The sequence below is a fragment of the Mycetocola sp. CAN_C7 genome (assembly GCF_015752285.1).
Classification (GTDB): Bacteria; Actinomycetota; Actinomycetes; order Actinomycetales; family Microbacteriaceae; genus Mycetocola_A.
The window spans coordinates 26,169-50,318 of sequence record NZ_JADOUY010000006.1; the positions used below are offsets into that span (position 1 = coordinate 26,169).

Sequence of the window (24,150 nt, forward strand, 5' to 3'; positions counted from 1 at the left end):
CTGGTGTCGGCTGAAACCACCCCAGGCACGACGGTCACGCCTCGGAGATCCGCTGCACCTGCCAGCGATGCACCTCGGGGAGCCACTCGAGCGGGGCCGCCGGGCCAACCCGCGGGTCGTCGAAATCGCCACCGTCTCGCAAATCCAGGACGTACGCGCGATCCTGCGCGATCCGCGGCCGCAGCGAGTCGGCTCCACCAACCGAACCATGCCCGGGGATGACGGCGTCGACGTCGTCGGTCACACTCTCGAACAGATTCAGCGCCGCGAGGTAATCCTCGATCGGATGCTCCGCCTCCAGGTCGAGGAACGGCATCAGGATGTCGGAGAGCATGTCACCGGCGACGAGAACGCGCTCCTTCTCGAGCAGCAGCGCCGCATGACCGGGCGCGTGGGCCTGATGCTCGAGAATGCGCACGGTGGGTCCCTCCCATGGGATCCGCGTCGCTCCGCCGGGCAGCCCGGTGACGAGACCGAGCAGTTCCATCGGAATCTCGTCGGCGTGCTCCGGCGGGAGCGCCTCGGCCACGCGCTCCTTCCAGTCCTCGTGCGACAACAGATCCTGAAGGGACGCAGCACAGCGGGCCGTTCCGTAGCGGGGCGAGGCGCCGAAGCTCGCGTGCCAGAGCACGTGGTCCCAATCGGGATGGGTGGAGAACCCCGCCACGACGCGTTGGCCCAACCGCTGAAGATCGTCTGCGAGGGTCGCCAATTCGCCGGCCGTGATGCCCGGGTCGATGAGCAACACGCCATCTCTCCCCTGAACGACGACAGTGTTGCTCTGGAGGAACTCGCTCTCGGAAACGAGAACACCCTCAGCGACGCGCTTCAGCATGAAATGCCTCCCGCTTGTGGACCGCAAACCCTCTGCTGAGACGGTATTACGCGGCGGCGGCGGGCCACAAGCACCCCTAGACGCTCGCCCGAGAGGGCGACGATGGCTTGTGAATGCGCCTACCCGGTGCTGCGATGCGCAGACCTCGCCGCGGGCCGGCGCCCTCGCGGGCATTGAGTTGCCACGAATCGTCGCTCGCTGGGCGTTCGAGCGACGATTTGTGGCGCGTCAGCTCGGGTGGTCGGGCCCACAGGGTCGTTGCCGTGATCAAAGGGCCGCATGCGCGACGCAGCCTCAGTGTCAGGGGAGAAGGTTGGCGACGACGACCGCCGCCAGAAAACCACCGGCGACCAGGATGCCGATCAGCGCAGCCGGGCCGATCGTGGTGCGGAGGCGCTGACCCTGCTTCGCGACGCCGACGGCAGGGGCAGGGGCAGGGGCGGTCGGCGGGGCGACGCTCACGCCGGCCCCGTCGCCCGGCGCGGACTCGAGACGGTCGTCACGCCAGCGTTCCCATCGGGAGACGGAATGCATCAGAGCGGATGCCGCATCGAAGAGCCCGCGCCAGGCATCCGGGTCGAGAGTGACGACATCACGCGAACTCACCAGAAAGAGCCAGTCGTCGACGATCTCCACATCGAAGCCGTGGACCCGGTCGATGAGCCGCGCCATGACGTCTGGGGTGAAGAGGTACAGCGCGTCACGCTCATAGCCATCGGGACAGTACAGCGTGAAGTGGTCGTCGAAGTCTCCCTCGAGCGACAACGCTTGAGCCCGGGCCGGAATCGCTTGCGCGACGACATCAGGACGGCCGTCCCTGGCCTGCACCAGGATGTGGGGGAGTGCTGCCGACAGTTTCACGGCACAGTACCCACCCACCTGGGTGTTGCGGTTACTGGCGGTGCCCGAAATCAGCTCGAAGTTTGCGATCTCGACGAATCGCGATGATCGACTGCGGAAGATCGTCGACAGCACCAGCACACCACGGTCAGCCCACGGTGTGAGATGCGTTCCTCGAACGGGCCCCGGCTGATAGGTCATCCCGTTTTGGGCAGCGAACCGTGCCAGACGGTACTGGCGTTTCCGGGTGCTGCGTCGCGCTCGCGTACGAAAGAAGTACCAGACCATGACGACCCCGCCGAACAGCATGAGTGCGGCCATCACGGACATCCCGACGAGTTCTCCGGCCATGTCATCGGCCTGCTCGTCGATCTCCTCGCTGATTCCGACCGCCATCGCGAGCAGCCCGATCGCCACGGCGACGCCTCCGACTGCCCAGGTGACCCGTCGTGCGGGTGACCAGAGACTTCTGACCGAAGGATGCTGCCTGGCGAAGGAACGAAAGAAATCACGGACTTCGCGGCGCTTCACCCGATCAGTCAGCGCATCCGTGTGCAGGCCCGTGCTGAGCCCCTCGATCGTCGGCACCTGGCGACTCCTCCGCAATACTCTGACGACCGACCCCCGGCGCCAGATCGAGGCTACGCGATCGGCGCCCGCGCATGCAGGACATCCCTCGCTGATTCCCAGCCCAGCCCGGGATTCGGTCGCATAGACTGACCGGATCGTGGGCGGGCACGGAGGCCCGATCGCCACTCGACTTCTGGGGAGAAGCCTGCTGTGACCCTGACTGCCGAACCGAACACGCCCGTCCAGCCGACGGAGCTGTCGCGAGCCCACGACATCCTCACCACCATCGTGCGTGCGTACGGCACCCGGGTGGTCGGGCAGACCAGTCTGCGCACGAGCCTGCTTGTCGCCCTGATGACCGGTGGGCACGTGTTGCTCGAAAGTGTGCCGGGGCTGGCCAAGACGACGGCGGCCGAAGCGATCGCAGAATCCGTCCAGGCCCGGTTCAAGCGGATCCAGTGCACGCCCGACCTGCTCCCGTCCGACATCATCGGGACGCAGATCTACGACCCGGGCACCGGCCGGTTCGACACCCAGCTCGGGCCAGTCCACGCGAACTTCGTGCTCCTCGACGAGATCAACCGTTCGAGCGCGAAGACCCAGTCGGCCATGCTCGAGGCCATGCAGGAACGCCAGACCTCGATCGGTGGCGTGAACTACCCGCTGCCGAATCCTTTCCTGGTGCTCGCCACGCAGAACCCGATCGAGCAGGAGGGCACGTACCACCTGCCCGAAGCGCAGCTCGACCGGTTCCTGATCAAGGAGATCCTCGCCTACCCGAGCCTCGCCGATGAGGCCGAGATCGTCCGACGGGTCAACGCCGGGGTGTACGACTCGCACGAGTCCGACCTGCCGCACGCGTCGATCGACGACGTGCTGTTCCTCCAGGGCCTCGTCAGGCGGGTCTACCTCGATCCTTCGATCCTCAATTACATCGTCCAGGCGGTCTTCGTCTCACGGAACGCCGACCAGTACCTTCCTCCTGAGCTCGCCTCGTACATCCAGTACGGTGCGAGCCCCCGTGCGTCGATCGCCTTCAGCGGCGTTGCGCGCGCACTCGCGCTGCTCAACGGCCGTGACCACGTCATCCCCGAAGACGTGAAGTTCTTCAGGCACCAGGTGCTCAGGCACCGCCTCATCCTCGGGTTCGAAGCAGCGGCAGACAACATCGACCCCGACAGCATCATCGACGCGATCTTCGCGGCGATCTCTGTTCCCTAGGACCTCGTCGTGGACCAGCTGCTTCACCGGGTCAAGACCAAACTCGCCATTCGGGCACACCGCAAAGTGCGGGGTCTGCTCGACGGCGAATACGTCTCGCTCTTCCATGGCAAAAGTCTCGATTTCGACGACCTTCGCGCATACACGCCGGGAGACGACGTCAAGGACATCGACTGGAAAGCCACTGCCCGCGTGGGGGCGCCGCTGACGAAACGCTACATCGCCGCACGCAAGCATGCGGTGATGCTGGTCGTCGACACCGGGAGGGACTTCGCCGCGTTGTCCGCCAGCGGCGGTCCGAAACGCGATGTCGCTGTGCTCGCTGCCGGGGTGATGGGGTACCTCGCCGTGCGACACGGCGACCATGTCGGACTCGTCGCCGGTGACGCAGACGAAACCGAGCATGTCCCATTCCGCGGCACCGAGTCACACCTCGAGCGCATCCTCGGTGTCATCCACCGTCGCACCTCGCTGACCGCAGGCCCCAGCCGGCTGGCCACCCAGCTGGACTACGTCCGGCGCACGTTCCGGAGACGGATGATCCTGGTCGTCTTCGCCGACGACGGCGCCATCGATCCCGATAACGACGACGAACTGCGATTGCTCCGCCGCCTGCACGCCCAGCACGAGATCCTCTGGATCACCGTCGGAGACGCCGACCCGACACTCGCCGAGTTCGCCGACCACGACATGTTCGACGTCGCCGACGGCCGGGAGCTGCCCGCGTTCCTGCGACGCGACAGCGCCCTCCGCGCTGATTTCGCGGCATCCGTCGCCACCAGAACCGCGGCATCCTCCGGCCTGCTCGAGCGAATCGGGATCTCGAGCCACCGGCTCACCGGAGACGACGACGTCGTGCCCGGACTGTTCCGCCTGCTGGAGGTGCACAACCATGCCCGGCATTGACGGCTACACACCTCCGGCGTCGTACGCGCCGATCTGGACATTTCTCGGCATCGGCATTCTGGTGCTGATCGCAGCCTGGTACCTGTTCATCTGGTGGTGGTCGAGACGGAAACACCGGATGCCTCCGTCGACGCCCACACAGAATGTCCTGCTCGAGGCTGGCCTGCTCAAGAACAAGTACTACGACCTCATCGACGAGGTCGAACAATCCTGGCGGCAGGGTGACCTGTCCACGCGCGCCGCCCACCAGAAGCTCGGTACTCTCGTGCGCTTCTTCGTCTTCGAGTCCAGTGGGCGCAAAGCACAGGTCATGACGCTCGAGGACCTGAACCAGGCCAACCTCCACTCGGTGGCCGACGCGGTCGAACAGTATTACCCGGCCGAGTTCGCGGCCGTCGAGCAGGGTGACCTGCCCTCGTCGGCCGGCATCGCCAGGGAGGTGGTCGGCACGTGGAACTGATCTACTGGTGGCTCCCGCTCGTCTGGGTCCTTCTTCTCGTCGGCGTCGTCGGCCTCGCTCTCTGGATGAGGGCGCGGCGACGCGCCCGATCGGCGGCGGACGCCGTGCCGCTGGCACACTCAGACCGGCTCACCGCTCTACCCGCATACCAGACAGCCGTGCGTCGCTACCGCGCGACGTTGTACAGCGCGATCACAGTGCTCGCCATCGTGCTGGTTGCCGCGGTCGTGATGAGTTCACGGCTCGTCAGCATCAACAGCTACCAGCCCGAGATGCGCAACCGAGACATCGTGCTGTGCCTCGATGTCTCCGGCTCGATGATCGACTACGACGCGGCGCTCGTCCGGACCTTCCGCGACCTGGTCGCCGAGTTCGACGGTGAGCGGATCGGCCTTGTTCTCTTCAACGCGTCTGCGGTGACCTACTTCCCGTTGACCAGCGACTACACGTTCGTTCTCGACCAGCTCGAGTACCTGGAGAACGACCTCTCCTCACCGCTCTCCGATTACGACTTCATCAACGGCACCCTTCTCGGCGACGGATCGTCACTGATCGGCGACGGCCTCGGTTCCTGCGTGATGCGGTTCGACGACATCGAAGACGAACGGTCGCGGTCCGTCGTCCTGGCAACAGACAATTACGTGGCAGGCGACCCGATCCTGACCCTCCCTGAAGCCGGCGCGTTCGCGGAGGAACGCGACGTGCGGGTCTACGGAATCAACCCGGGCGACGTGTCGAGCAAGGACTACATCGCCGAGTTCGCCGACGAGATGGAAAGCGTCGTCCTTGCAACGGACGGCGGCTACTATGCCTTGGCCGATCCGGGGGCGATTCCCTCGATCGTCGACGGAATCGAGAAGCAACAGACCACCCGTCTCACCGGTGAGCCGATGCTCGTGCGCACCGACCAGCCCACCTGGCCGTTCCTCGTCGGACTGGTCGGGACAGCATTCATCATGTACTTCGGCTGGAGGCTCAGGCGATGATCTTCTCACCCCTGCTCCCGGTCGGTGTTCTGGTGGTCGTGCTCGGTTCGATGGCGATCTTCGCGATCGTGCAGTTCGCGCGGGCTCCCCGTCGCGCCGGAGCCTGGCACTGGCTGCTCCGGCTCGGAATGGTTCTGCTGCTGTTCGGGCTCGCACTCCGCCCGGGTCTTCCGACGAATCTGCGACCTCCGACGGCATCCGGAGACGTCGACGTCTACTTCGTGGTCGACACGACCAGTAGCATGGCGGCCGAGGACTTCGGCCCGGCAGGGGATCCCCGGCTGGTCGGTGTGCGCGCGGATCTCGCCGCGATCGCCACCGAACTCGCCGGCTCCCGGTTCTCGCTCATCACCTTCGACGCCGAAACGGTTCAGCGGCTCCCGCTCACCACAGACACCTCGGCCGTGGTGTCGGGAGCGAAAGCGCTGAACCAGGAAGTGACCGTCTACTCCGGCGGCAGCAGCATCTCCGAACCGGTCGCTTTCCTCGAAGACCGGCTCGCCCGTGACGCCGAAACCTATCCGGAGCGCACGCGGATCGTCTTCTACCTCGGCGACGGTGAACAGACGGTGGCCGAGGAACCCGCATCGTTCGAGGCCATCGGCTCCGTGGTCGACGGGGGCGCCGTTCTCGGCTACGGGACCGCAGACGGTGGACGGATGAGGCAGTTCAGCGGTTACACCGATCCAGACAGCGACATGCCATACATCACCTGGTTCAGCGACTCGGGTGAGCAGGAGGCGGTCTCGCGCATCGACGAGAGGGCGCTCGACGGCATCGCCGGGCAGCTCGGCGTCGATTACATCCACCGGGATGCCGGTGAACCGGTCGACGAGGCGGTTGCCGGAATCACGGTCGGCAACATCACAGCAGACGATTCGCCCGTGGTCGACACCCCGGAGTTCTACTGGATCTTCGCGATCGGCTTCGGGATGCTGGCGCTCACCGAGGTCGCCTGGCTCGCAGTCGCCCTGCGCGATCTGCGCCGGCTCGAGGGAGGTCAGCATGCTGCTTGACGTGAAGGCGGCACGCCGACGATCCAGGCGACGGATGATCCTCTACTCACTCCCCGTCGTGTTGCTCGGGCTCTTCGTCGCATGGAAGCTTCTGAGCATGCCGATCCTCGCCGAGCGCGCGATCGACGCATACGACCGGGAACAGTTCGAGCGGAGCGCAGAAACCTCAGACGCCCTGATGTTTCTCAACGTCGCCGAAGACTGGATCCCCTATTTCAACCGCGGCACCGCGTACGCCGCGGGGGAGGCGTACTCGCAGGCAACCGACGACCTCGCAAAGGCGCTCGAGCGGGCGCCGGAAGACCGCCGGTGCGACGTCACCGTCAACCTCGCGCTGGCCTGGGAGTTGCAGGGTGACTCCTATTTCTCCGCCGGTTACTTCGTCGGGGCGGCGAAGCTCTACGAGACCGCGCGGGCGGTGCTCGAGGCCGGAGCTGCGGAGGGCTGCTTCGAGCCGCCACCACCGCCGGAGGAATCGCAGCAGGAAGAAGAGGGCGACACTCCGCCGCCAGACGAGCAGGACGAGCAGGGCGACACTCCGCCGCCCGACCAGCAGGACAAGGGCGCTGGCGACAGTGCCGAAGAAAAGCTCGAACAGGCCGATGAGCGGATCAGGGAGAAGCTCGACCAGTCACTGGAGCAGGGGGAACAGCAGCAGGAGCGGGAGGGCACGGAGGAAACCGCGCCGGGCGACGACGAGCCCGAGGCAGGCAGCAAGGTCGACGAGCTCGGGAACAAGGGCGACCAGGCCGAGGAAGAGAAGCAGAACCAGGACTCGACCAAGCGCGGTCAGGAAAACAATCGGGACTACGTCGAGAAACCGTGGTGATGCATCCATCCCAGCCCGCACGGCACACCCGGCCACGGCGATAGCATGGACGAATGGTTACGCGCCTCACCAACTTCTTTCTCAAGACTCTCCGTGAAGACCCCTCAGACGCCGAGGTGATCAGCCACCGGCTGCTCGTGCGGGCCGGATATATTCGGCGGCAGGCCCCCGGTATCTTCGCCTGGCTGCCGCTCGGGCTCCGGGTCAAGGGGAAGATCGAACGCATCATCCGCGAGGAGATGACGAACGCCGGCGCTCACGAAGTGCACTTCCCTGCGCTGCTTCCGCGCGAACCCTACGAGGTCACCGGCCGGTGGGAAGAATACGGAGACGGACTCTTCCGGCTGCAGGACCGCAAGGGCAGTGACCTGCTCCTCGCACCGACCCACGAAGAGGTCTTCACCCTTCTGGTCAAAGACCTGTATTCGTCATATAAGGACCTGCCCCTCTCGATCTTCCAGATCCAGGACAAGTACCGTGACGAGGCCCGGCCGCGTGCCGGCCTCCTGCGTGGCCGCGAATTCACGATGAAGGACGCCTACTCGTTCGACTACACGGATGCCGGACTCGACGCGAGCTACCAGTCCCAGCGTGACGCGTATGAGCGCATCTTCACGAGGCTCGGCCTTGAGTACGTGATCGTCAACGCCGACGCCGGCGCGATGGGCGGGTCGAAGAGTGAAGAGTTCCTTCACCCCACCGCGGTCGGCGAAGACACGTTCGTCCGGTCAGCAGGCGGATACGCCGCCAACGTCGAAGCCTGGGTGACCGAGGTTCCCGCTGCCCTCGCTCTCGAGGGTCAGCCGGACGCGGTCGTGCACGTCACCCCGAACACCCCGACGATCCAGACGCTCGTCGACCTCGCCAACGCCGAGCACCCGCGGGAGGATGGCGCGCAGTGGACCGCAGCAGACACCCTGAAGAACGTCGTGCTCGCTCTGACCCAGATCGATGGTTCCCGCGAGCTCGTCGTCGTCGGTCTGCCGGGTGACCGTGACGTCGACCTCAAGCGGGTCGAGGTCGCGTTCGCTCCTGCAGAGGTCGAAGCCGCCACAGAGGCGGACTTCGCCAAGAACCCTGGACTCGTCAAGGGCTACATCGGTCCGTGGAGTGCCGACGGCGCTGTTCTCGGCGAGACGTCGACGACAGGCATCCGTTACCTCCTCGACCCTCGTATCGTCGACGGGACCAGCTGGATCACCGGCGCCAACGCAGACGGCAGGCATGTCTTCGGACTCGTCGCCGGTCGGGACTTCGTCGGCGACGGCTGGGTCGAGGCCGCAAACGTGCGCGCAGGAGATCCGGCACCCGACGGTTCCGGTCCCGTCGAACTCGCCCGTGGCATGGAGATCGGGCATGTCTTCCAGCTCGGCCGCAAGTACGCTGAGGCGCTCGGGCTCAAGGTCCTCGACGAGAACGGCAAGCTTGTCACAGTGACCATGGGGTCGTACGGCATCGGTGTCACCCGCATCCTTGCGATCATCGCCGAACTGAACAACGACGACAACGGCCTGATCTGGCCCGAGTCGGTCGCACCGTTCGACGTCTATGTCGTCGCCACCGGGCGAGATGCGGCGGTCTTCGAGGCCGCAGAGACCGTCGCGGCGCAACTCGAAGCTTCCGGCCTCGATGTGCTCTACGACGACCGGCCGAAAGTGTCGCCAGGAGTGAAGTTCGGCGACGCTGAGCTGATCGGCATCCCGAAGATTGTCATCGCCGGTCGCGGGGTCGTCGACGGCAACGTGGAACTGTGGGATCGCCGGACGGGTGAGCGCACCCCGGTGCCGATCGCTGAGGCTGCAGCTGCCCTGCGCGCCTGACCGGGGCGAAGCCCGGTGGTGACGGATGCCCGTCAGGTCGGGTAAGTTAGAAGATCGATCCGCCAGTGCAGAAGTGGCGGTGGCAGCTGAATAGAGGAGTACCCCGGTGGACATCGATCTCAACGTACTGAAGATGATGGAGCGGGAGAAAGAGATCCCATTCGATGAGCTCGTCGAGATCATCGAACAGGCTATTCGCACCGCATACGTGAAGAGCCAGGCCGAACCGGGCGAAGCTGAGCCCGAGGTCCGGGTCGAACTCAACCGCAAGACCGGCCACGTCGCCGTTCTCGTGCCCGAACTCGACGATGAGGGTGTGGTGATCGGCGAAGCCGAGTCCACCCCTGACGACTTCGGCCGCATTGCTGCTTTCGCCGCCAAGCAGGTCATCAACCAGCGACTCCGCGACCTCGCGGATGACGCCATCCTCGGCGAGTTCAAAGGCAGGGAAGGCGACATCGTCGCAGGTGTCGTGCAGCAGGGTCCCAACCCCCGCATGATCCACATCGACCTGGGCACCATCGAAGGCATCATGCCCCCCGAGGAGCAGGTTCCTGGGGAGGAGTACCGCCACGGGGCGCGCATCCGCGTGTACGTCACGAGCGTTTCCAAGGGCATGAAGGGTCCGCAGATCACGCTGTCGCGCACACACCCGTCGCTCGTCCGCAAGCTGTTCGCACTCGAGGTGCCCGAGATCGCTTCGGGAGTCGTCGAAATCGTCTCGCTCGCACGTGAGGCCGGTCACCGCACCAAGATCGCCGTGCGTGCCAACGATCCGAGCGTCAACGCCAAGGGCGCCTGCATCGGTGAGCTCGGACGCCGCGTGCGCGCCGTCACCGAAGAGCTGGGTGAGGAAAAGATCGACATCGTCGACTACTCGCCGAACCTCGCCACGTTCGTCGCCAACGCGCTGTCGCCTGCCAAGGTGACGAGCTCGTTCATCCTCGATGAAGCGACCAAGGCCGTCCGTGCGCTCGTTCCCGACTATCAGCTGTCGCTGGCGATCGGCAAGGAAGGGCAGAACGCCCGTCTCGCCGCCAAGCTCACCGGTGCGAAGATCGACATCCAGCCGGATTCGATCCTGGAAGACAACTAAGCGCCGAGCGGAGTTCCGCGACAGGGCGGCAGCCCTCAAATCAGGCAATCTCGACACCGTCACGCTTCGCGTAGCCATCCACTCACGCGAGCTCACGGCGGACCGAATAGACGGGGTGCTAGGATGGAACCTGTTAGAACGTGCGTCGGATGCCGCACGCGCGCCGACAGATCCTCCCTGCTGAGGGTCGTCGCCTCGGATTCGGAACTCGTGGTGGACCCCACCGCGACGTTGCCCGGTCGAGGGGCGTGGCTGCATCCGCAAATCCAGTGTTACCAACTCGCAGTGAAGCGGCGGGCCTTCGGGCGTGCCCTGCGACACAGCGGGAACCTTGACACGGCAGCACTAGAAAATTCAGTACGAGAGAACAGGCTGAACGGCTAATGGACAACTAATGAGCGGCTCGAAATGAGACCCGTCCGTAACTAACGGTCTGCCCTGTCTGGGTGGACCCAGACAGGAGAATTGTGGCTGGAAAACCACGCGTACACGAGATCGCATCTGAACTCGGTGTCGACAGCAAGGTAGCCCTTGCGAAGCTGAAGGAACTGGGCGAGTTCGTCAAGTCGCCCTCATCAACCATTGAACCCCCGGTGGCACGGAAGCTTCGTGCTGCCCTCGAGGCCGACGGCGCCAAGCCTGCTGCCGACGGTGCAACTGCACCGGCGAAGAAGGCTGCCGCCAAGCCGGGCTCACGCCCGACCCCGGCACCTGCCGCTCCGGCAGCACCCGAACCGGCTGCAGAAGCACCGGCTCCGGCCGCACCTGCTCCCAGAACGCCGGCAGCACCTGCTGCCGAAGCGCCTGCAGCACCTGCCGCTGAAGCGCCTGCAGCGGCTCCGGCCCCGAGCGACGCCCCGGCAGCAGCCCCTGAGTCTGACGCGGCCCCGGCTGCCAAAGCTGCCTCACCCGGTGGCCCCCGTCCAGGCGCGCGCCCGGGCAACAACCCCTTCGCCAGCACCCAGGGCATGGGCCAGCGACCGACAGGCACGCCTCGCCCCGGGAACAACCCGTTCGCCAGCGCGCAGGGTATGGGCCAGAGGCCCGCATCACCCACCCCGAGCAACATCCCGCGCCCGCAGGCACCGCGTCCAGGCGCTCCCCGTCCGGGAGCTCCTCGCCCCGGCGGTCCGGGCCAGGGTCAGCGCCCCGGTGGCTTCCAGCGTCCAGGCGGCGCCGGTCGTCCGGCCGGTGGTGGCTTCCAGCGCCCTGCAGGCGCAGGCGGCGGCTTCCGCCCCGGTGGCGCACCTGCCGGTGCACCCGGATCGAACTTCGGCCCGAACCGCCCCGCAGGTGGCGGCGGTCGTGGCCGTGGGCCCGGCGGTGGAACCGCTGGTGCATTCGGTCGCGGTGGCGGCAAGAGCAAGTCCCGCAAGTCGAAGCGGGCCAAGAGGCAGGAATTCGAGCTCAGGGAAGCTCCGTCGCTCGGCGGCGTGAGTGTTCCCCGCGGTGACGGCACGACCATCGTCCGTCTCCGTCGCGGAGCATCCATCTCGGACTTCGCCGACAAGATCGACGCCAGCCCCGGCAACCTCGTCACCGTTCTGTTCCACCTCGGTGAGATGGCGACGGCGACGGAGTCGCTCGACGAGGCGACCTTCGGCATCCTCGGTGAAGAACTCGGTTACCGGATTCTCATCGTCTCGCCTGAAGAAGAAGACCGCGAGCTTCTCGAAGGCTTCGCGATCGACCTCGACCAGGAGCTCGAAGACGAAACCGACGACGAGCTCGAAGCGCGTCCGCCCGTCGTCACGGTCATGGGTCACGTCGACCACGGTAAGACCCGACTCCTCGACGCGATTCGTAACGCGAATGTCGTCGCAGGCGAAGCCGGTGGCATCACCCAGCACATCGGTGCATACCAGGTTCACGCCGAGCACGAGGGCATCGACCGCGCCGTCACCTTCATCGACACCCCCGGTCACGAGGCATTCACCGCCATGCGTGCCCGTGGTGCGCAGGTCACCGACATCGCGATCCTCGTGGTCGCCGCCGATGACGGCATCATGCCGCAGACGATTGAGGCGCTCAACCACGCCCAGGCCGCCAACGTGCCGATCGTGGTCGCAGTGAACAAGATCGACAAGGACGACGCCAACCCGCAGAAGGTGCGCCAGCAGCTCACCGAATACGGACTGGTTGCTGAAGAGTACGGCGGAGACGTCATGTTCGTCGACGTGTCTGCACGCAACAACATCGGCATCGAGAAGCTCGTCGACGCTGTGCTGCTCACGGCGGATGCCGCGCTCGACATGCGTGCGAACCCGAACAAGGACGCACGTGGTGTCGCCATCGAAGCGAAGCTCGACAAGGGCCGCGGTGCAGTTGCCACCGTGCTCATCCAGTCGGGAACGCTGAAGGTCGGAGACCCCATCGTCGCCGGAACCGCCTACGGCCGCGTGCGTGCCATGGCTGACGAGAACGGCGATCCCGTCGAGTTCGCCACGCCGTCGCGTCCGGTGCAGGTTCAGGGTCTGTCTTCGGTGCCTCGCGCCGGTGACACCTTCCTCGTCACCGACGATGACCGCACCGCCCGTCAGATCGCTGAGAAGCGTGAAGCAGCGGAGCGCAACGCCCAGCTGGCCAAGTCCCGCAAGCGCATCAGCCTTGAAGACTTCACCCGTGCACTCGAAGAGGGCAAGGTCGAATCGCTCAACCTCATCATCAAGGGTGACGTCTCCGGTGCCGTCGAGGCACTCGAGGAGTCGCTGCTCAAGATCGAGGTCGACGATTCGGTTCAGCTGCGGATCATCCACCGCGGAGTCGGCGCTGTCACCGAGTCGGACGTCAACCTGGCGACCATCGACAACGCGATCATCATCGGCTTCAACGTGCGCCCGGACCCGAAGGCTCGGGAACGTGCAGCGCGCGAAGGCGTGGACATCCGGTTCTACTCGGTCATCTACAACGCCATCGACGATGTGGAAGCAAGCCTCACCGGCATGCTCAAGCCCGAGTACGAAGAAGTCCAGTCCGGTGTCGCCGAGATCCGCGAGGTGTTCCGTTCCTCGAAGTTCGGCAACATCGCCGGTGTCATCGTGCGCACAGGAACGATCACTCGCAACGCTCGTGCCCGCGTCATCCGCGACGGTGTCGTGGTCGGCGACAACCTGGCCATCGAGTCGCTGCGTCGTTTCAAGGATGACGTCACCGAGGTTCGTACGGACTTCGAAGCCGGTATCGGCCTCGGCAAGTTCAACGACATCCAGATCGGTGACGAGATCGAAACCACTGAGATGAAAGAGAAGCCGCGCGTCTAAGTCGTCGTCGGCAGCGCAGCCTCCTCGCCCGTCGGACCTCGCGGTTCGGCCAGGTGGGGAGGCTGTCGCCGCCGGTAGCACTGGGCTCACAGGCTGAAGGAGAGAATCATGGGCGAGAACCCACGAGCACGTAAACTGGCGGACCGCATCCAGGAGATCATCGCGAAGCGCATCGAGCGTGGAATGCGTGACCCCCGGCTCGGTTTCGTCACCATCACGGACGTCCGGGTCACGGGCGACCTCCAGCACGCCAGCGTCTTCTACACCGTGTACGGCTCTGATGAGGAACGCGCCGATTCGGCCGCTGCCCTCGAAGCAGCCAAGGGCATGTTCCGCAGCGAAGTGGGCAAGAACATCACGGCGCGGCTGACCCCGAGCCTCGAGTTCATCCACGATGCGCTGCCCGAGAATGCCAAGCACCTGGACGAGCTGCTCGCCCAGGCACGTGAGCGTGACTCGAGCATCGAGGCTCTCAAGTCGACGGCGACGTACGCCGGCGACGAGGACCCGTACGTCAAGCCGCGCGTGATCGCGGACGACGACTAGACCAGCCAGGCCGACAGGGCTGCGCGCCGCCTCAGGGCAGCACGTAGCCCTGTTCCTGTTTCACGGCGAGGCCGTCGGAGATCAGACCGGCCAGCGCGCGTTCTCGCTGCGCGGCATCCGTCCACAGCGACTCGATCTCCGGCGCGGTCACCGGCACGTGCGCCGCGCGGAGTTCGGCCATGATCAGCCCGCGGACGTGCCTGTCGCTTCCTTCGTACTTCTTCTGCACGGCCTTGCGCTTGCCCTCGTACGCCGGGTAGCCGGCGAGGCGCCAGGCGCAGGCATCCGCAATCGGGCAGGCGTCGCACCGCGGGGCGCGTGCCGTGCAGACGATTGCCCCGAGTTCCATGATCCCGGCATTGAAGGCGTGGGCCTCGTCGAGGTCGGCGGGGAGAAGATATTCGAGAGCGGCCAGGTCCCGCTTCGCCGCGGGAGGGCCCGGCTCCCCGTCCCCGGCGATTGCGCGAGCGAGGACGCGCCTCGTGTTGGTGTCGACGACCGGATGCCGGTGGCCGTATGCGAACACGGCGACGGCTCGTGCGGTGTAATCGCCGACACCGGTGAGGGAGAGGAGGTCGTCGATGTTCTGCGGCACGACGCCGCCGTGCCGTTCGGTGATCTCGACGGCCGCGCGGTGCAGCCACAGAGCGCGGCGCGGGTAGCCGAGGTTCGCCCAGGCTCGCACCGCCTCTCCGGGTGGAACGGCGGCAAGGTCTGCCGGCGTCGGCCAACGTTCGAGCCAGTCAGCCAGCCGGGGGATGACGCGGGCGACCGGCGTCTGCTGCAGCATGAACTCCGAAACGAGGGTGCCCCAGGCGGGAAACCCCGGATGGCGCCACGGCAGGTCACGACCGCTCTCGGCGAACCAGTCGATGATGCGGCGGGCGACCTCTGGCGGGGTGTTCATCCCCTCAAGCGTATGCTGCTTCACCTCCGTCCGCTGAGCACCCCGGAGTAGGCTCGGATCATGAGACTTGTCACCACGCCGCGGGTCGAATTGCTGCGCGAACTGCGCGCCGAGATCACCCACAACTACCGGGTCGGGCGCGTGATCGTTGCGGTCGACGGCAGAAGCGGATCAGGGACGGTGGACTTCGCCGACGATCTCGCCGAGGTATTCCGCGAAGACGACCGGGTGGTGTTCCGGGCGTCGATCGACGACTTCCACCGGCCGCGCGAGGATCGGTATGCCCGTGGGCGGGACTCAGCCGAAGGGTACTATCAGGATTCGTTCGACTACTCCCTGCTGAGGCGGGTCCTCATCGAACCGTTCCGGATGGCCGGGAGCACCGGGTTCCAGCTCGTCGGCTTCGACGAGGAACGGAATGTCGGCGAAGAGATGCGCTGGGTCACCGGGCCGAAAGACGCCATCCTTATCGTCGATGGTGTGTTCCTCCACCGTCCGGAACTCCGCGGACTCTGGCACTACTCGATCTGGCTCGACGTGCCGGTCGCGGAGGCGTACCGCCGTCTGCAGGTGGCGATCAACGTCGATCCGAGGCCGGATGCCGCGTCCAATGCCCGCTATATCGGTGGGCAGGCGCTGTACACGGCAGACGCTGGACCACGAAGCCGGGCGTCGGTCGCGATCGACAATGCGGATGAGGCGCACCCGACCCGGTTGTTCCTCGACAGCTGCTGACGGCATCCGTTCTGGTGGTGCGACGACGTGCCTGGGCCCTGGCCGAACTGCAAATTCAGGAGATCTGCCTCGACACGCCGTATGGGAGCGCTCTCGCTCCGGCGTGTCGCGAGTTTCTCCTGAATTTGGAGGACGTTCCTGAATTTGGAGGCAGATCCTGAGTGTGGGCGGGTCAGGATGCCGCAGGCCGGGAAATCGTGCGAACTCACCGGGGCAGACGCGCCAGCACCTCGGCCGGCGTCAGAAACCGCCCGCTCGCCTCGACCTCGTGCACGAGGGCCGTCAGCACCTCATTGACCGGAACACGTTGCCCGGCGAGCCGCGCCTCACGCACAACGGCACCGTTGAGATGGTCGATTTCCGTGCGCTGGCCGCGCTTGAGCGACTGGAGCGTCGACCCGGGGTTGGGAACAGCGCCCATCCGCGCGGCGAACAACAGCGGCAGCAGCTGGCCGACCACGAGCGGCAGCCGGGCGAAGAGCCGCAAACGCCGGTCGCCGAGCCCCTGCAACGCCCCGAACCGGATGCCGCCGGCCACGCCGGTGCGCACCGCCTCGCGCATGCTCCGGGTCATCACGAGGCGCAACCGCCGATCGCCGATGACAGCCTGGGCACTCAGCCCGGTGATGGCCGGCAGGGCATTGATCTGGTTGACGATGAGCTTCGTCCACTGCGCGCCGACGAAGTTTCTGATCGCGACGAGCCTCAGCGCCTCGCCGAGCTCGCGTTCGAGCCGTGCCACGTCGGCATCCGGGTGCCCGGTTCCCCGCCCGATGTACGTTGTCGCCGGAGTCGTGACAGTCACGGAGCCCGGTTCGAGGTAGGAGGCAGCGATGATGGACAGGGCACCAACACACGACGAACCGGGAACCGCTGCCGCCGCGGTCGAGACGCCGTCCAGCCCGTTCTGCACGACAAGGAGAGGCGCACCGTCGAGAGTCGCGCCGTGCTCGGCCAGCGCCCTCGCGGCATCCTGCGCCTTGACGCACAGAAGCGCCAGATCGACGGGCTCGTCGAGCCGGGGCACGGCCACCAGGCGGGCGGTGTGCCAGTCGCCGAAGCCGCCGGAGAGGCGCAAACCGGAGGCGCGGACGGCGTCGAACTGGGCCCCGCGCGCGATGAGACGCACGTCGTGCCCTGCGCGGTCGAGCAGGGCGGCGAAGGTACAGCCGAGTGCCCCGGCTCCGATCACGGCGATTCGCATTCGGCCAGCCTACGATCCCGCCCGGCGCCGTGCGCACCGATCCGCGCGCCGGTCCACTGTGGGAAGATGGTCTGTCGCCGCCAGGCCGTCGTCGCCAGCTATGAGGAGTGCAGTGAGTTCCGGAATCCTGCTCGTGGACAAACCCCAGGGAATCACCAGCCACGACGTCGTCGCTCGCACCCGTCGTCTCGCCGGAACCCGCCGGGTCGGCCACGCCGGCACGCTCGACCCGATGGCCACCGGGCTCCTCATTCTCGGCGTCAACTCGTCCACCCGGCTCCTGACCTTCCTCGTCGGGCAGGATAAGGAGTACGTCGCCACCATCAGGCTCGGTCAGACCACGTCGACGGATGATGCGGAAGGCGACCCGGTCGTCACCGCCGATCCAGACACGGTGGCTGCCGTCGACGACGGCTCGATCGCCAGCGGCATTCAAGCGCTCACGGGCGCGATCAGCCAGGTGCCGTCGAGCGTCAGCGCCATCAAAGTCGACGGCAAGCGGGCGTACGCGCTCGTGCGTGCGGGGGAGGACGTGGTTCTCAAGCCGCGCCCCGTCACGATCTCCACCTTCGAGCTCCTCGCCAGACGAGAGGTCGGAGGCTTCCTCGACCTCGACGTGAGGGTCGAGTGCACCTCAGGGACCTACATCCGCGCTCTCGCCCGCGACCTCGGAGCCTCTCTGGGTGTCGGCGGTCACCTGACAGCTCTCCGCCGCACGCGGATCGGCCCGTTCACTGTCGCGGATGCCCCTGCGCTGGAGAATCTGGACGTCGCCGCCAGCCTGATCGGCCCGGCCGACGCTGCATCCGTTCTTTTTCCGACGCTCACGCTCACCGAACAGGCGGCCACAGACCTCGGCCACGGCAAGCGGATCGACGCGACCGGCCTGGGTACCATCCCCGAGCCGGGTGACGACGGACTCTACGCCGCCGTCGACCCTGCTCGCCGCCTGGTCGGACTGGTGCGGGTCACAGACGGGGTCGCCAAGAGTGCCGTCAACTTCCCGCCGGATGAACCGGAGCAGAACACATCGACGGAAGCGGCCGCCGAATGATCGAGTGGTTCACGAACGCGCAGGTCGCCGTCGCCGTGATCGCCGGGCTGCTCTGCCTGGTGCTCGGCTTTCTCGGTCGCAAACCCAGTGACCTCAGCCTGGGGGCGCTCGCGCTCGTCGAGCTGCTGCTTCTCGTGCAGCTCGTCGTCGCGATCGCCGCGCCTGCGTTCGGAAACGAGCCGGTCGGCAACATGCTCGAGTTCTACACGTACCTGATCTCCGCCGTGATCCTTCCGATCGCTGCAGGCTTCTGGGCGCTCGTCGACCGCAGCAGGTGGAGTACCGTCATCCTCGGTACCGCCGCGCTTGCCATCGCCGTGATGGTCTACCGGATGCAGCAGATCTGGATGACGCCGGTTCTGTGACGACGCAGATCCGACCCCGGCGGAATCGCGAATACACTGGACAGGTCATGACGAAACTCCCCGCGACAACCGATTCCACCGCACCGGCCCCGGCGTCCGGTACTCGGATTTCAGGCATCGGACGACTCCTCGTCGTCGTGTACGGCATCCTTGCCCTCGCCGCCACCGGACGGTCGTTCGTGCAGATCGTCGGACGGTTCGACGAGGCCCCTGTCGCCTATTCGCTGTCTGCCCTCGCCGCCGTCGTGTATGCGGTCGCAACGGTCGCCCTCGTGCGCAGCGGGTCTGGCTGGTACCGGGTCGCCTGGATCACCATCGGGTTCGAGATGGTGGGGGTGCTCGTGGTCGGACTGCTCAGCATCCTCGACCCCGAACTGTTCCCGCATGACACCGTCTGGTCGTACTTCGGCCGCGGATACCTGTTCATCCCGCTCGTCCTCCCGATCCTCGGCCTGTGGTGGCTCGCTCGGCACCGACCGCCGACGGGTGCCGCTGCATGATCACCTTCTCGAGCCCCGCCGACGTTCCCGCAGGCTTCGGCCCGTCCGCGGTGACGATCGGCAAGTTCGACGGTGTCCACGCCGGACACCGTGCCGTGATCACCCGGCTTCGCGAAGCAGCGGGGGAGCAGGACCTGGGTTCCGTCGTCGTGACCTTCGACCGGCATCCGCTCGCTCTCCTCGCGCCGGAGAAGTGCCCGCCGACCCTGGTCGGTCCTGAGCAGAAGCTCGACCTGCTCGCAGGCACCGGCGTCGACGCCGCCCTGATCCTGGCGTTCGACCGCGATCTCTCGCTGCAGAGCCCCGAAGATTTCGTCACCACCATCCTCGTCGACGCGCTGCACGCACGGCTCGTTTTGGTCGGCAGCGACTTCCGATTCGGGCACCGAGGAGCCGGGGATGTCGCCCTGCTGGCCGAGCTCGGCCGCCGGTACGGATTCACCGTGGAGATCGTCGGAGACGTCTCGCCCAGGGACGGTCGGAGGGTGTCGTCGACCTGGATCCGTGAGCTGCTCGCCGAGGGCCGAGTTGCGGACGCGGCCGTGCTGCTCGGCCACTCACCCGCCGTGCGGGGCATGGTGGTGCACGGAGCGAAGCGCGGGCGGGAGCTCGGCTACCCGACCGCCAACCTGTCACCCGAATCCGACGGGCTCATCCCGGCAGATGGTGTGTACGCGGGCTGGCTCAAGGTCGGCCACGCGCGGTACCCCGCGGCGATCTCGGTCGGCAACAACCCCACCTTCGACGGGGTCGCACAGAAACAGGTGGAGGCCTACGTGCTCGACCGGGAGATCGACCTTTACGACCAGGTCGTCGAGGTCCAGTTCGTGGATCGCATCCGGGGAATGGTGGCGTTCACCGGCATCGAGCCGCTCATCGTCCAGATGGGCGACGACGTGGAACGGGTCCGCCAGATCCTGTCCTGACGGCCGACCTCAGGCGAGGCCGGGGGTCGGCGCTGGGGCGAAGATCATCGATCGCGACGGCGGCTGCATCGCCTTGCGGCCGTTCAGGAAGAGGATGATGCCGGCCGCGTCCGCCACGATCTCAGAGCCAGACCCGATCTGCCATCCGGCGTCGGCGGCGACGAAGGTGCGGTGCCGAAGGAGCGCTCGGGTCGATCGTGAAGCCAGTGCGGCGCTGAGGATGGCGACCCGGTGGGTCGTCTCGGCACTGAAACCGAGCCGGATCTCCAGAGGGTGCAGGGCGTCATAGCCGTGAACGACCACCTCGATAAGTTCGCCGGGGTTGCGACGCCCACGACCGGCGGCCTTGTCGCGGGCGACAGCGCGCAGGTGGCGCCTCAGTTCGTCTGTCCCGCCGCTGTCGGCGATCCCTCGAGCGATGTCGTCGAACGATTCCATCGGGTTCAGATGGTGACCGGCGATGGATGCCTGCATCACGTCGACGGCGAGCCGAACGGACGGTGTGCCGACCCGCCAGGCCAGGTGGGCAATCGTGTCCTTCACGCTCCAGCCGTCGCACAGGCTGGGGGCAGCCCATTGCTGTGCGGTCAGGGAGTCGAGCTCATCACAGACGACGTCGATGGCGTCGGCGATCCGGGCACCACGAGCCGCGGATCGTTCCGGAAGCGGCGATTTCGACATGCCCCCCACCATACGCGCGTCGGCTTCGGCCGGTCGAGAGGGCGAAGCCCGCCTAAGCTGGGTCGGTGAACGCTGCCCTCGAACGCCCCCTTCTGGCCGGGCGATTCCTCGCATTCGTCGGCATCATCCTCGTCGCAGCCAACCTCAGGGCAGCGGTCAGCGCCCTCTCGCCGATCCTCGGCCGGGTGTCGGACGAGATTCCACTGAGCCCGCTGGCGATCGGCGTCGTCGGAGCACTCCCGCCGATCTGCTTCGCGGTCTTCGGTATCGTCACCCCGATGCTCGTGCGGCGCGCGCGACTCGAGCCGGTGCTCGTCGTGGCGCTGGTTGCGATTCTTGCCGGGCATCTGCTCCGCAGCGCCGCAGGCAATGTGAGCCTGCTCCTTCTCGGCAGCGCGGTAGCATTCGCCGGGCTCGGGGTCGGCAACGTTCTTCTCCCGCCGCTGGTGAAAAAGTACTTCCCCGACCGGATCGCCCTCGTCACCACTCTCTACGTCACCATGATGTCTGTGAGCGCCTTCATTCCGCCGCTCGTCGTCGTCCCGGTGGCGGATGCCGCCGGCTGGCGGGTCTCGCTCGGCATGTGGGCTGTCGTCAGTTTCGTCGCGATCATCCCCTGGGTCAGCGCTCTCGTGCGGGGCCGGCGGAACGGGGACACTCCACACGTCGAAGAGGCACGGTCCGATGTCGTCAGACGGCTCTGGCGTTCCCCGCTGGCGTGGGCGCTCGCATCCGTTTTCGGTCTGTCATCGATGAGCGCATACGCGATGTTCGCGTGGCTTCCACCGATGCTGCAGGACATCGCCGGGGTGGATGAGGCGACGGCAGGCGCGCTTCTCTCGGTCTTCGCCCTGATGGGTTTCCCGGCCGGGCTCCTCATCCCGATCGTCGCAAGCAGGATGAAGAACGTCGCGTGGCTCGTCTATCTCGCCGTCGCCCTGTTCGTCGGCGGATACGCGGGTCTCCTGCTCATCCCCTCGACGTTCACGATCGTCTGGGTGGCGCTGATCGGGCTGGGCCCGCTGCTCTTCCCGCTCGCCCTCGTGCTCATCAACCTGCGCACCCGCACCCACGACGGGGCGATCGCGCTGAGCGGATTCGTGCAGAGCGTCGGCTACCTCATCGGGGCGCTGGGCCCCCTCACGGTCGGGATCGTGCACGATCTCAGCGGAGGGTGGACGCTCCCGATCGTCATCCTCGCTGTGCTCGCCCTCGCGGTCACCGCAGCGGGCCCGGTCCTCGCGCGATCCGGCAAACTCGAGGACGGTGCCTGACCAACATCGGGGGCGGCGACAGCGCCACTCTTGCTCATATGAGCAGAAAGCCCTACGAGTGTTGATTTGAGCAACATCGCCACCTACGCTGGAATCCGGCCGGAGGAAAGGGAATCGCAGTGACAACGATCGACAACGACGAACTCCTCTCCATTCGCGCAGCCGAGCTGTACTACGACGAGAACAAGACCCAGGACGAAGTCGGTGCCATCCTCAAGCTCACGCGCTGGAAGGTCGGCAGGCTCCTCGCCTCGGCCAAGGACAAGGGTTTCATCCGGATCGAGATCGTTCACCCTCGCGCCCGCCGGCTCACGCTCGAGCGCACCCTGACCGAGCGCTTCGGCCTCGCCGACGCCATCGTCGTTCCGACAGCAGGCACCAACGGCTCCGATGACCTCCGAGCCCGTGCCGCGCAGGGTGCCGCCGACTATCTCGCCAGCCTCCGTCCCGTGCCGCGCACCCTCGGCATCAGCTGGGGCCGCACCCTCCACGACGTGTCCGACCACCTCGCAGACGGCTGGGCGACGGGAGTCAACGTCGTGCAGATCAACGGGGGCGTGAGCGTCAACCAGCGCGCAGGGACGGCAGCATCGACCGCGTTCGAGATCGCACGCAAGGCATCCGGGCAGGCAACCCTGCTTCCCAGCCCCGCGATCCTCGAACGTCTGGAAACCAAGCAGTCGATCGAATCCGATCGCACGGTCGCCGGGGTGCTGAGCATGGCAGCGAACGCCTCCGCCTATCTCTACAGCGCCGGCGTGGCCGGGGCGGATTCCGCCCTCGTCGAGAGCGGCTACCTCACCAGCGCCGATGTCGACGAACTCGTCCGTCGTGGAGCCGTCGGCGACGTCGTCGGCCGTTACATCGACGCCGCCGGAATGATCGTCGACCCGTCACTCGACGAACGCACCGTCGGCCTGGGTCTCGACGCCCTCCGGCAGGCGTCGACCAGCATCGCCGTGATCGCCGGTGACGGCAAACACGCCGTCGCACGCGCGGTCGTCACGAGCGGTCTCTGCACCGTGCTCGTCACCGACGAAGGCACTGCCCTCGATTTGTTGAATCCCGAATTTTCGGCCTGAACCGGCCACCGCACAGGAGGAATCCATGACAGACACCCAGAAGGCCGTCGTTCCACGGCCGACAGCCCTCGAGCTCTTCGACGGCCCCGTCACCGACGCGAGCCTGCGTCGCTACCTCGAGGGGATCCCCGGCGTCGACGCTGTCGGGCTCGAGCAGCGGGCAGCAGGACTCGGTACCCGCTCGATCAAGACCAGTTCCAAGAAATGGGCGCTGGACACGATCATCGAGCTCATCGACCTGACCACGCTCGAGGGTGCAGACACCCCGGGCAAGGTGCGCTCGCTCGTCGCCAAAGCGGTCACCCCTGATGCCTCCGACCCGTCGACCCCCCGTGTCGCTGCGGTGTGCGTCTACGGCGACATGGTTCCGTATGCCGTCGAGGCACTCGGCTCGCACCACTCGGCCGGTACTGACTCCGGCATCAACGTCGCGGCCGTTGCTACGGCGTTCCCCTCCGGCCGTGCATCGCTTGCGATCAAGCTCAGTGACACCGCAGACGCCGTCGACGCCGGTGCGGACGAGATCGACATGGTCATCGACCGAGGGGCCTTCCTCTCCGGCCGCTACGGACAGGTGTATGACGAGATCGTCGCGGTGAAGGAAGCTTGCCGCCGCTCAGACGGTACCTACGCCCACCTCAAGGTCATCCTCGAAACCGGGGAGCTCAACACCTACGACAACGTCCGACGGGCGTCGTGGCTGGCGATCCTCGCCGGAGGCGACTTCATCAAGACCTCGACGGGCAAGGTCGCCCCGGCGGCCACTCTGCCGGTCACACTGCTCATGCTCGAGGTCGTGCGCGACTGGCACCGCCTCACCGGCGAGAAGGTCGGCGTGAAGCCGGCAGGAGGCATCCGCACATCGAAGGATGCCATCAAGTACCTCGTGACCGTTGCCGAGACCGTTGGGGAGGAGTGGCTCCAGCCGCACCTGTTCCGCTTCGGTGCGTCCAGCCTGCTCAACGACGTCCTGCTCCAGAGGCAGAAGATGTCGACTGGGCACTACTCCGGCGCCGACTACGTCACGATCGATTAAG

24 protein-coding genes are annotated in these 24,150 nt (G+C 66.4%); 19 read left to right on the plus strand and 5 right to left on the minus strand.

Annotated features, from left to right (window positions below):
- Positions 1-34: 34 nt before the first annotated feature.
- Both IWX78_RS13510 and IWX78_RS13515 read right to left on the minus strand, forming a co-directional pair.
- Positions 35-835: an MBL fold metallo-hydrolase gene (locus IWX78_RS13510; protein WP_196834079.1), complete on the minus strand. Its 801-nt coding sequence runs from the start codon at positions 833-835 to the stop codon at positions 35-37.
- 300 nt (positions 836-1,135) lie between these two features.
- A complete protein-coding gene (locus IWX78_RS13515; RefSeq protein ID WP_196834080.1) occupies positions 1,136-2,263 on the minus strand; it encodes a hypothetical protein in 1,128 nt (375 codons plus the stop codon).
- A gap of 198 nt (positions 2,264-2,461) precedes the next feature.
- On the opposite strand from IWX78_RS13515, the gene IWX78_RS13520 reads away from it, so the two are divergent.
- The 11 genes from IWX78_RS13520 (at position 2,462) to rbfA (ending at position 14,385) form a co-directional block, all read left to right on the plus strand.
- Positions 2,462-3,466, plus strand: a complete 1,005-nt coding sequence (locus tag IWX78_RS13520; protein WP_196834295.1) for an AAA family ATPase — start codon at positions 2,462-2,464, stop codon at positions 3,464-3,466.
- 9 nt (positions 3,467-3,475) lie between these two features.
- A complete protein-coding gene (locus tag IWX78_RS13525; RefSeq protein WP_196834081.1) occupies positions 3,476-4,372 on the plus strand; it encodes a DUF58 domain-containing protein in 897 nt (298 codons plus the stop codon).
- Entirely contained in the window at positions 4,359-4,832 is a 474-nt protein-coding gene (locus IWX78_RS13530) for a hypothetical protein (RefSeq protein WP_196834082.1), read from the plus strand. Before IWX78_RS13525 ends, IWX78_RS13530 begins: the two co-directional genes overlap by 14 nt.
- On the plus strand, positions 4,823-5,818 hold the full coding sequence (locus tag IWX78_RS13535) for a VWA domain-containing protein (protein ID WP_196834083.1): 996 nt from the start codon (positions 4,823-4,825) through the stop codon (positions 5,816-5,818). The genes IWX78_RS13530 and IWX78_RS13535 overlap by 10 nt, the downstream gene beginning before the upstream one ends.
- A complete protein-coding gene (locus IWX78_RS13540) occupies positions 5,815-6,834 on the plus strand; it encodes a vWA domain-containing protein (RefSeq protein WP_196834084.1) in 1,020 nt (339 codons plus the stop codon). The genes IWX78_RS13535 and IWX78_RS13540 overlap by 4 nt, the downstream gene beginning before the upstream one ends.
- A complete protein-coding gene (locus IWX78_RS13545) occupies positions 6,824-7,663 on the plus strand; it encodes a hypothetical protein (RefSeq protein ID WP_196834085.1) in 840 nt (279 codons plus the stop codon). The genes IWX78_RS13540 and IWX78_RS13545 overlap by 11 nt, the downstream gene beginning before the upstream one ends.
- A gap of 53 nt (positions 7,664-7,716) precedes the next feature.
- The gene (locus tag IWX78_RS13550; protein ID WP_196834086.1) at positions 7,717-9,483 is read left to right on the plus strand and encodes a proline--tRNA ligase; all 1,767 of its coding nucleotides are present in this window, start codon (positions 7,717-7,719) and stop codon (positions 9,481-9,483) included.
- A 106-nt stretch (positions 9,484-9,589) separates the two neighbouring features.
- Positions 9,590-10,579: a transcription termination factor NusA gene (gene nusA, locus IWX78_RS13555; protein WP_196834088.1), complete on the plus strand. Its 990-nt coding sequence runs from the start codon at positions 9,590-9,592 to the stop codon at positions 10,577-10,579.
- Between the two features lie 123 nt (positions 10,580-10,702).
- A complete protein-coding gene (locus IWX78_RS13560) occupies positions 10,703-10,963 on the plus strand; it encodes a YlxR family protein (protein WP_196834089.1) in 261 nt (86 codons plus the stop codon).
- Positions 10,964-11,046: 83 nt separating this feature from the next.
- Positions 11,047-13,839, plus strand: a complete 2,793-nt coding sequence (gene infB, locus IWX78_RS13565; RefSeq protein WP_196834091.1) for a translation initiation factor IF-2 — start codon at positions 11,047-11,049, stop codon at positions 13,837-13,839.
- 108 nt (positions 13,840-13,947) lie between these two features.
- On the plus strand, positions 13,948-14,385 hold the full coding sequence (gene rbfA / locus IWX78_RS13570) for a 30S ribosome-binding factor RbfA (protein ID WP_196834093.1): 438 nt from the start codon (positions 13,948-13,950) through the stop codon (positions 14,383-14,385).
- Positions 14,386-14,416: 31 nt separating this feature from the next.
- On the opposite strand, the gene IWX78_RS13575 is transcribed toward rbfA, so the two are convergent.
- Positions 14,417-15,292 carry an A/G-specific adenine glycosylase gene (locus IWX78_RS13575; RefSeq protein ID WP_196834094.1) on the minus strand — a complete coding sequence of 292 codons (876 nt, stop codon included), beginning with the start codon at positions 15,290-15,292 and terminating at the stop codon, positions 14,417-14,419.
- A gap of 60 nt (positions 15,293-15,352) precedes the next feature.
- Between IWX78_RS13575 and IWX78_RS13580 the strand changes: the two genes are divergently transcribed.
- Positions 15,353-16,027 (plus strand): uridine kinase, encoded by a 675-nt coding sequence (locus IWX78_RS13580; protein ID WP_196834096.1) that lies wholly within the window; start codon positions 15,353-15,355, stop codon positions 16,025-16,027.
- Positions 16,028-16,232: 205 nt separating this feature from the next.
- Here the strand turns inward: IWX78_RS13580 and IWX78_RS13585 are convergent, their stop codons facing one another.
- Positions 16,233-17,231 (minus strand): ketopantoate reductase family protein, encoded by a 999-nt coding sequence (locus IWX78_RS13585; protein ID WP_196834097.1) that lies wholly within the window; start codon positions 17,229-17,231, stop codon positions 16,233-16,235.
- A gap of 100 nt (positions 17,232-17,331) precedes the next feature.
- Between IWX78_RS13585 and truB the strand changes: the two genes are divergently transcribed.
- Genes truB through IWX78_RS13605 form a run of 4 tightly spaced genes read left to right on the plus strand, consistent with a single transcriptional unit; the run spans position 17,332 to position 20,076 of the window.
- Complete coding sequence (truB, locus tag IWX78_RS13590) at positions 17,332-18,285, plus strand: tRNA pseudouridine(55) synthase TruB (protein ID WP_196834099.1); 954 nt, start codon at positions 17,332-17,334, stop codon at positions 18,283-18,285.
- Positions 18,282-18,650: a hypothetical protein gene (locus tag IWX78_RS13595; RefSeq protein ID WP_196834101.1), complete on the plus strand. Its 369-nt coding sequence runs from the start codon at positions 18,282-18,284 to the stop codon at positions 18,648-18,650. Before truB ends, IWX78_RS13595 begins: the two co-directional genes overlap by 4 nt.
- Before the next feature lie 47 nt (positions 18,651-18,697).
- Complete coding sequence (locus IWX78_RS13600) at positions 18,698-19,150, plus strand: hypothetical protein (protein ID WP_196834103.1); 453 nt, start codon at positions 18,698-18,700, stop codon at positions 19,148-19,150.
- On the plus strand, positions 19,147-20,076 hold the full coding sequence (locus tag IWX78_RS13605; protein WP_196834104.1) for a bifunctional riboflavin kinase/FAD synthetase: 930 nt from the start codon (positions 19,147-19,149) through the stop codon (positions 20,074-20,076). The genes IWX78_RS13600 and IWX78_RS13605 overlap by 4 nt, the downstream gene beginning before the upstream one ends.
- A gap of 9 nt (positions 20,077-20,085) precedes the next feature.
- Here IWX78_RS13605 and IWX78_RS13610 read toward each other — a convergent pair whose 3' ends face one another.
- Positions 20,086-20,757 carry a maleylpyruvate isomerase family mycothiol-dependent enzyme gene (locus tag IWX78_RS13610; protein WP_196834106.1) on the minus strand — a complete coding sequence of 224 codons (672 nt, stop codon included), beginning with the start codon at positions 20,755-20,757 and terminating at the stop codon, positions 20,086-20,088.
- Between the two features lie 65 nt (positions 20,758-20,822).
- On the opposite strand from IWX78_RS13610, the gene IWX78_RS13615 reads away from it, so the two are divergent.
- From IWX78_RS13615 to deoC, 3 genes are all read left to right on the plus strand, one after another.
- Positions 20,823-22,031 (plus strand): MFS transporter, encoded by a 1,209-nt coding sequence (locus IWX78_RS13615; protein WP_196834107.1) that lies wholly within the window; start codon positions 20,823-20,825, stop codon positions 22,029-22,031.
- A gap of 119 nt (positions 22,032-22,150) precedes the next feature.
- Entirely contained in the window at positions 22,151-23,113 is a 963-nt protein-coding gene (locus IWX78_RS13620; RefSeq protein ID WP_196834108.1) for a sugar-binding transcriptional regulator, read from the plus strand.
- Between the two features lie 25 nt (positions 23,114-23,138).
- Positions 23,139-24,149 carry a deoxyribose-phosphate aldolase gene (gene deoC, locus IWX78_RS13625; protein ID WP_196834109.1) on the plus strand — a complete coding sequence of 337 codons (1,011 nt, stop codon included), beginning with the start codon at positions 23,139-23,141 and terminating at the stop codon, positions 24,147-24,149.
- The last annotated feature ends 1 nt before the right edge of the window (position 24,150 follow it).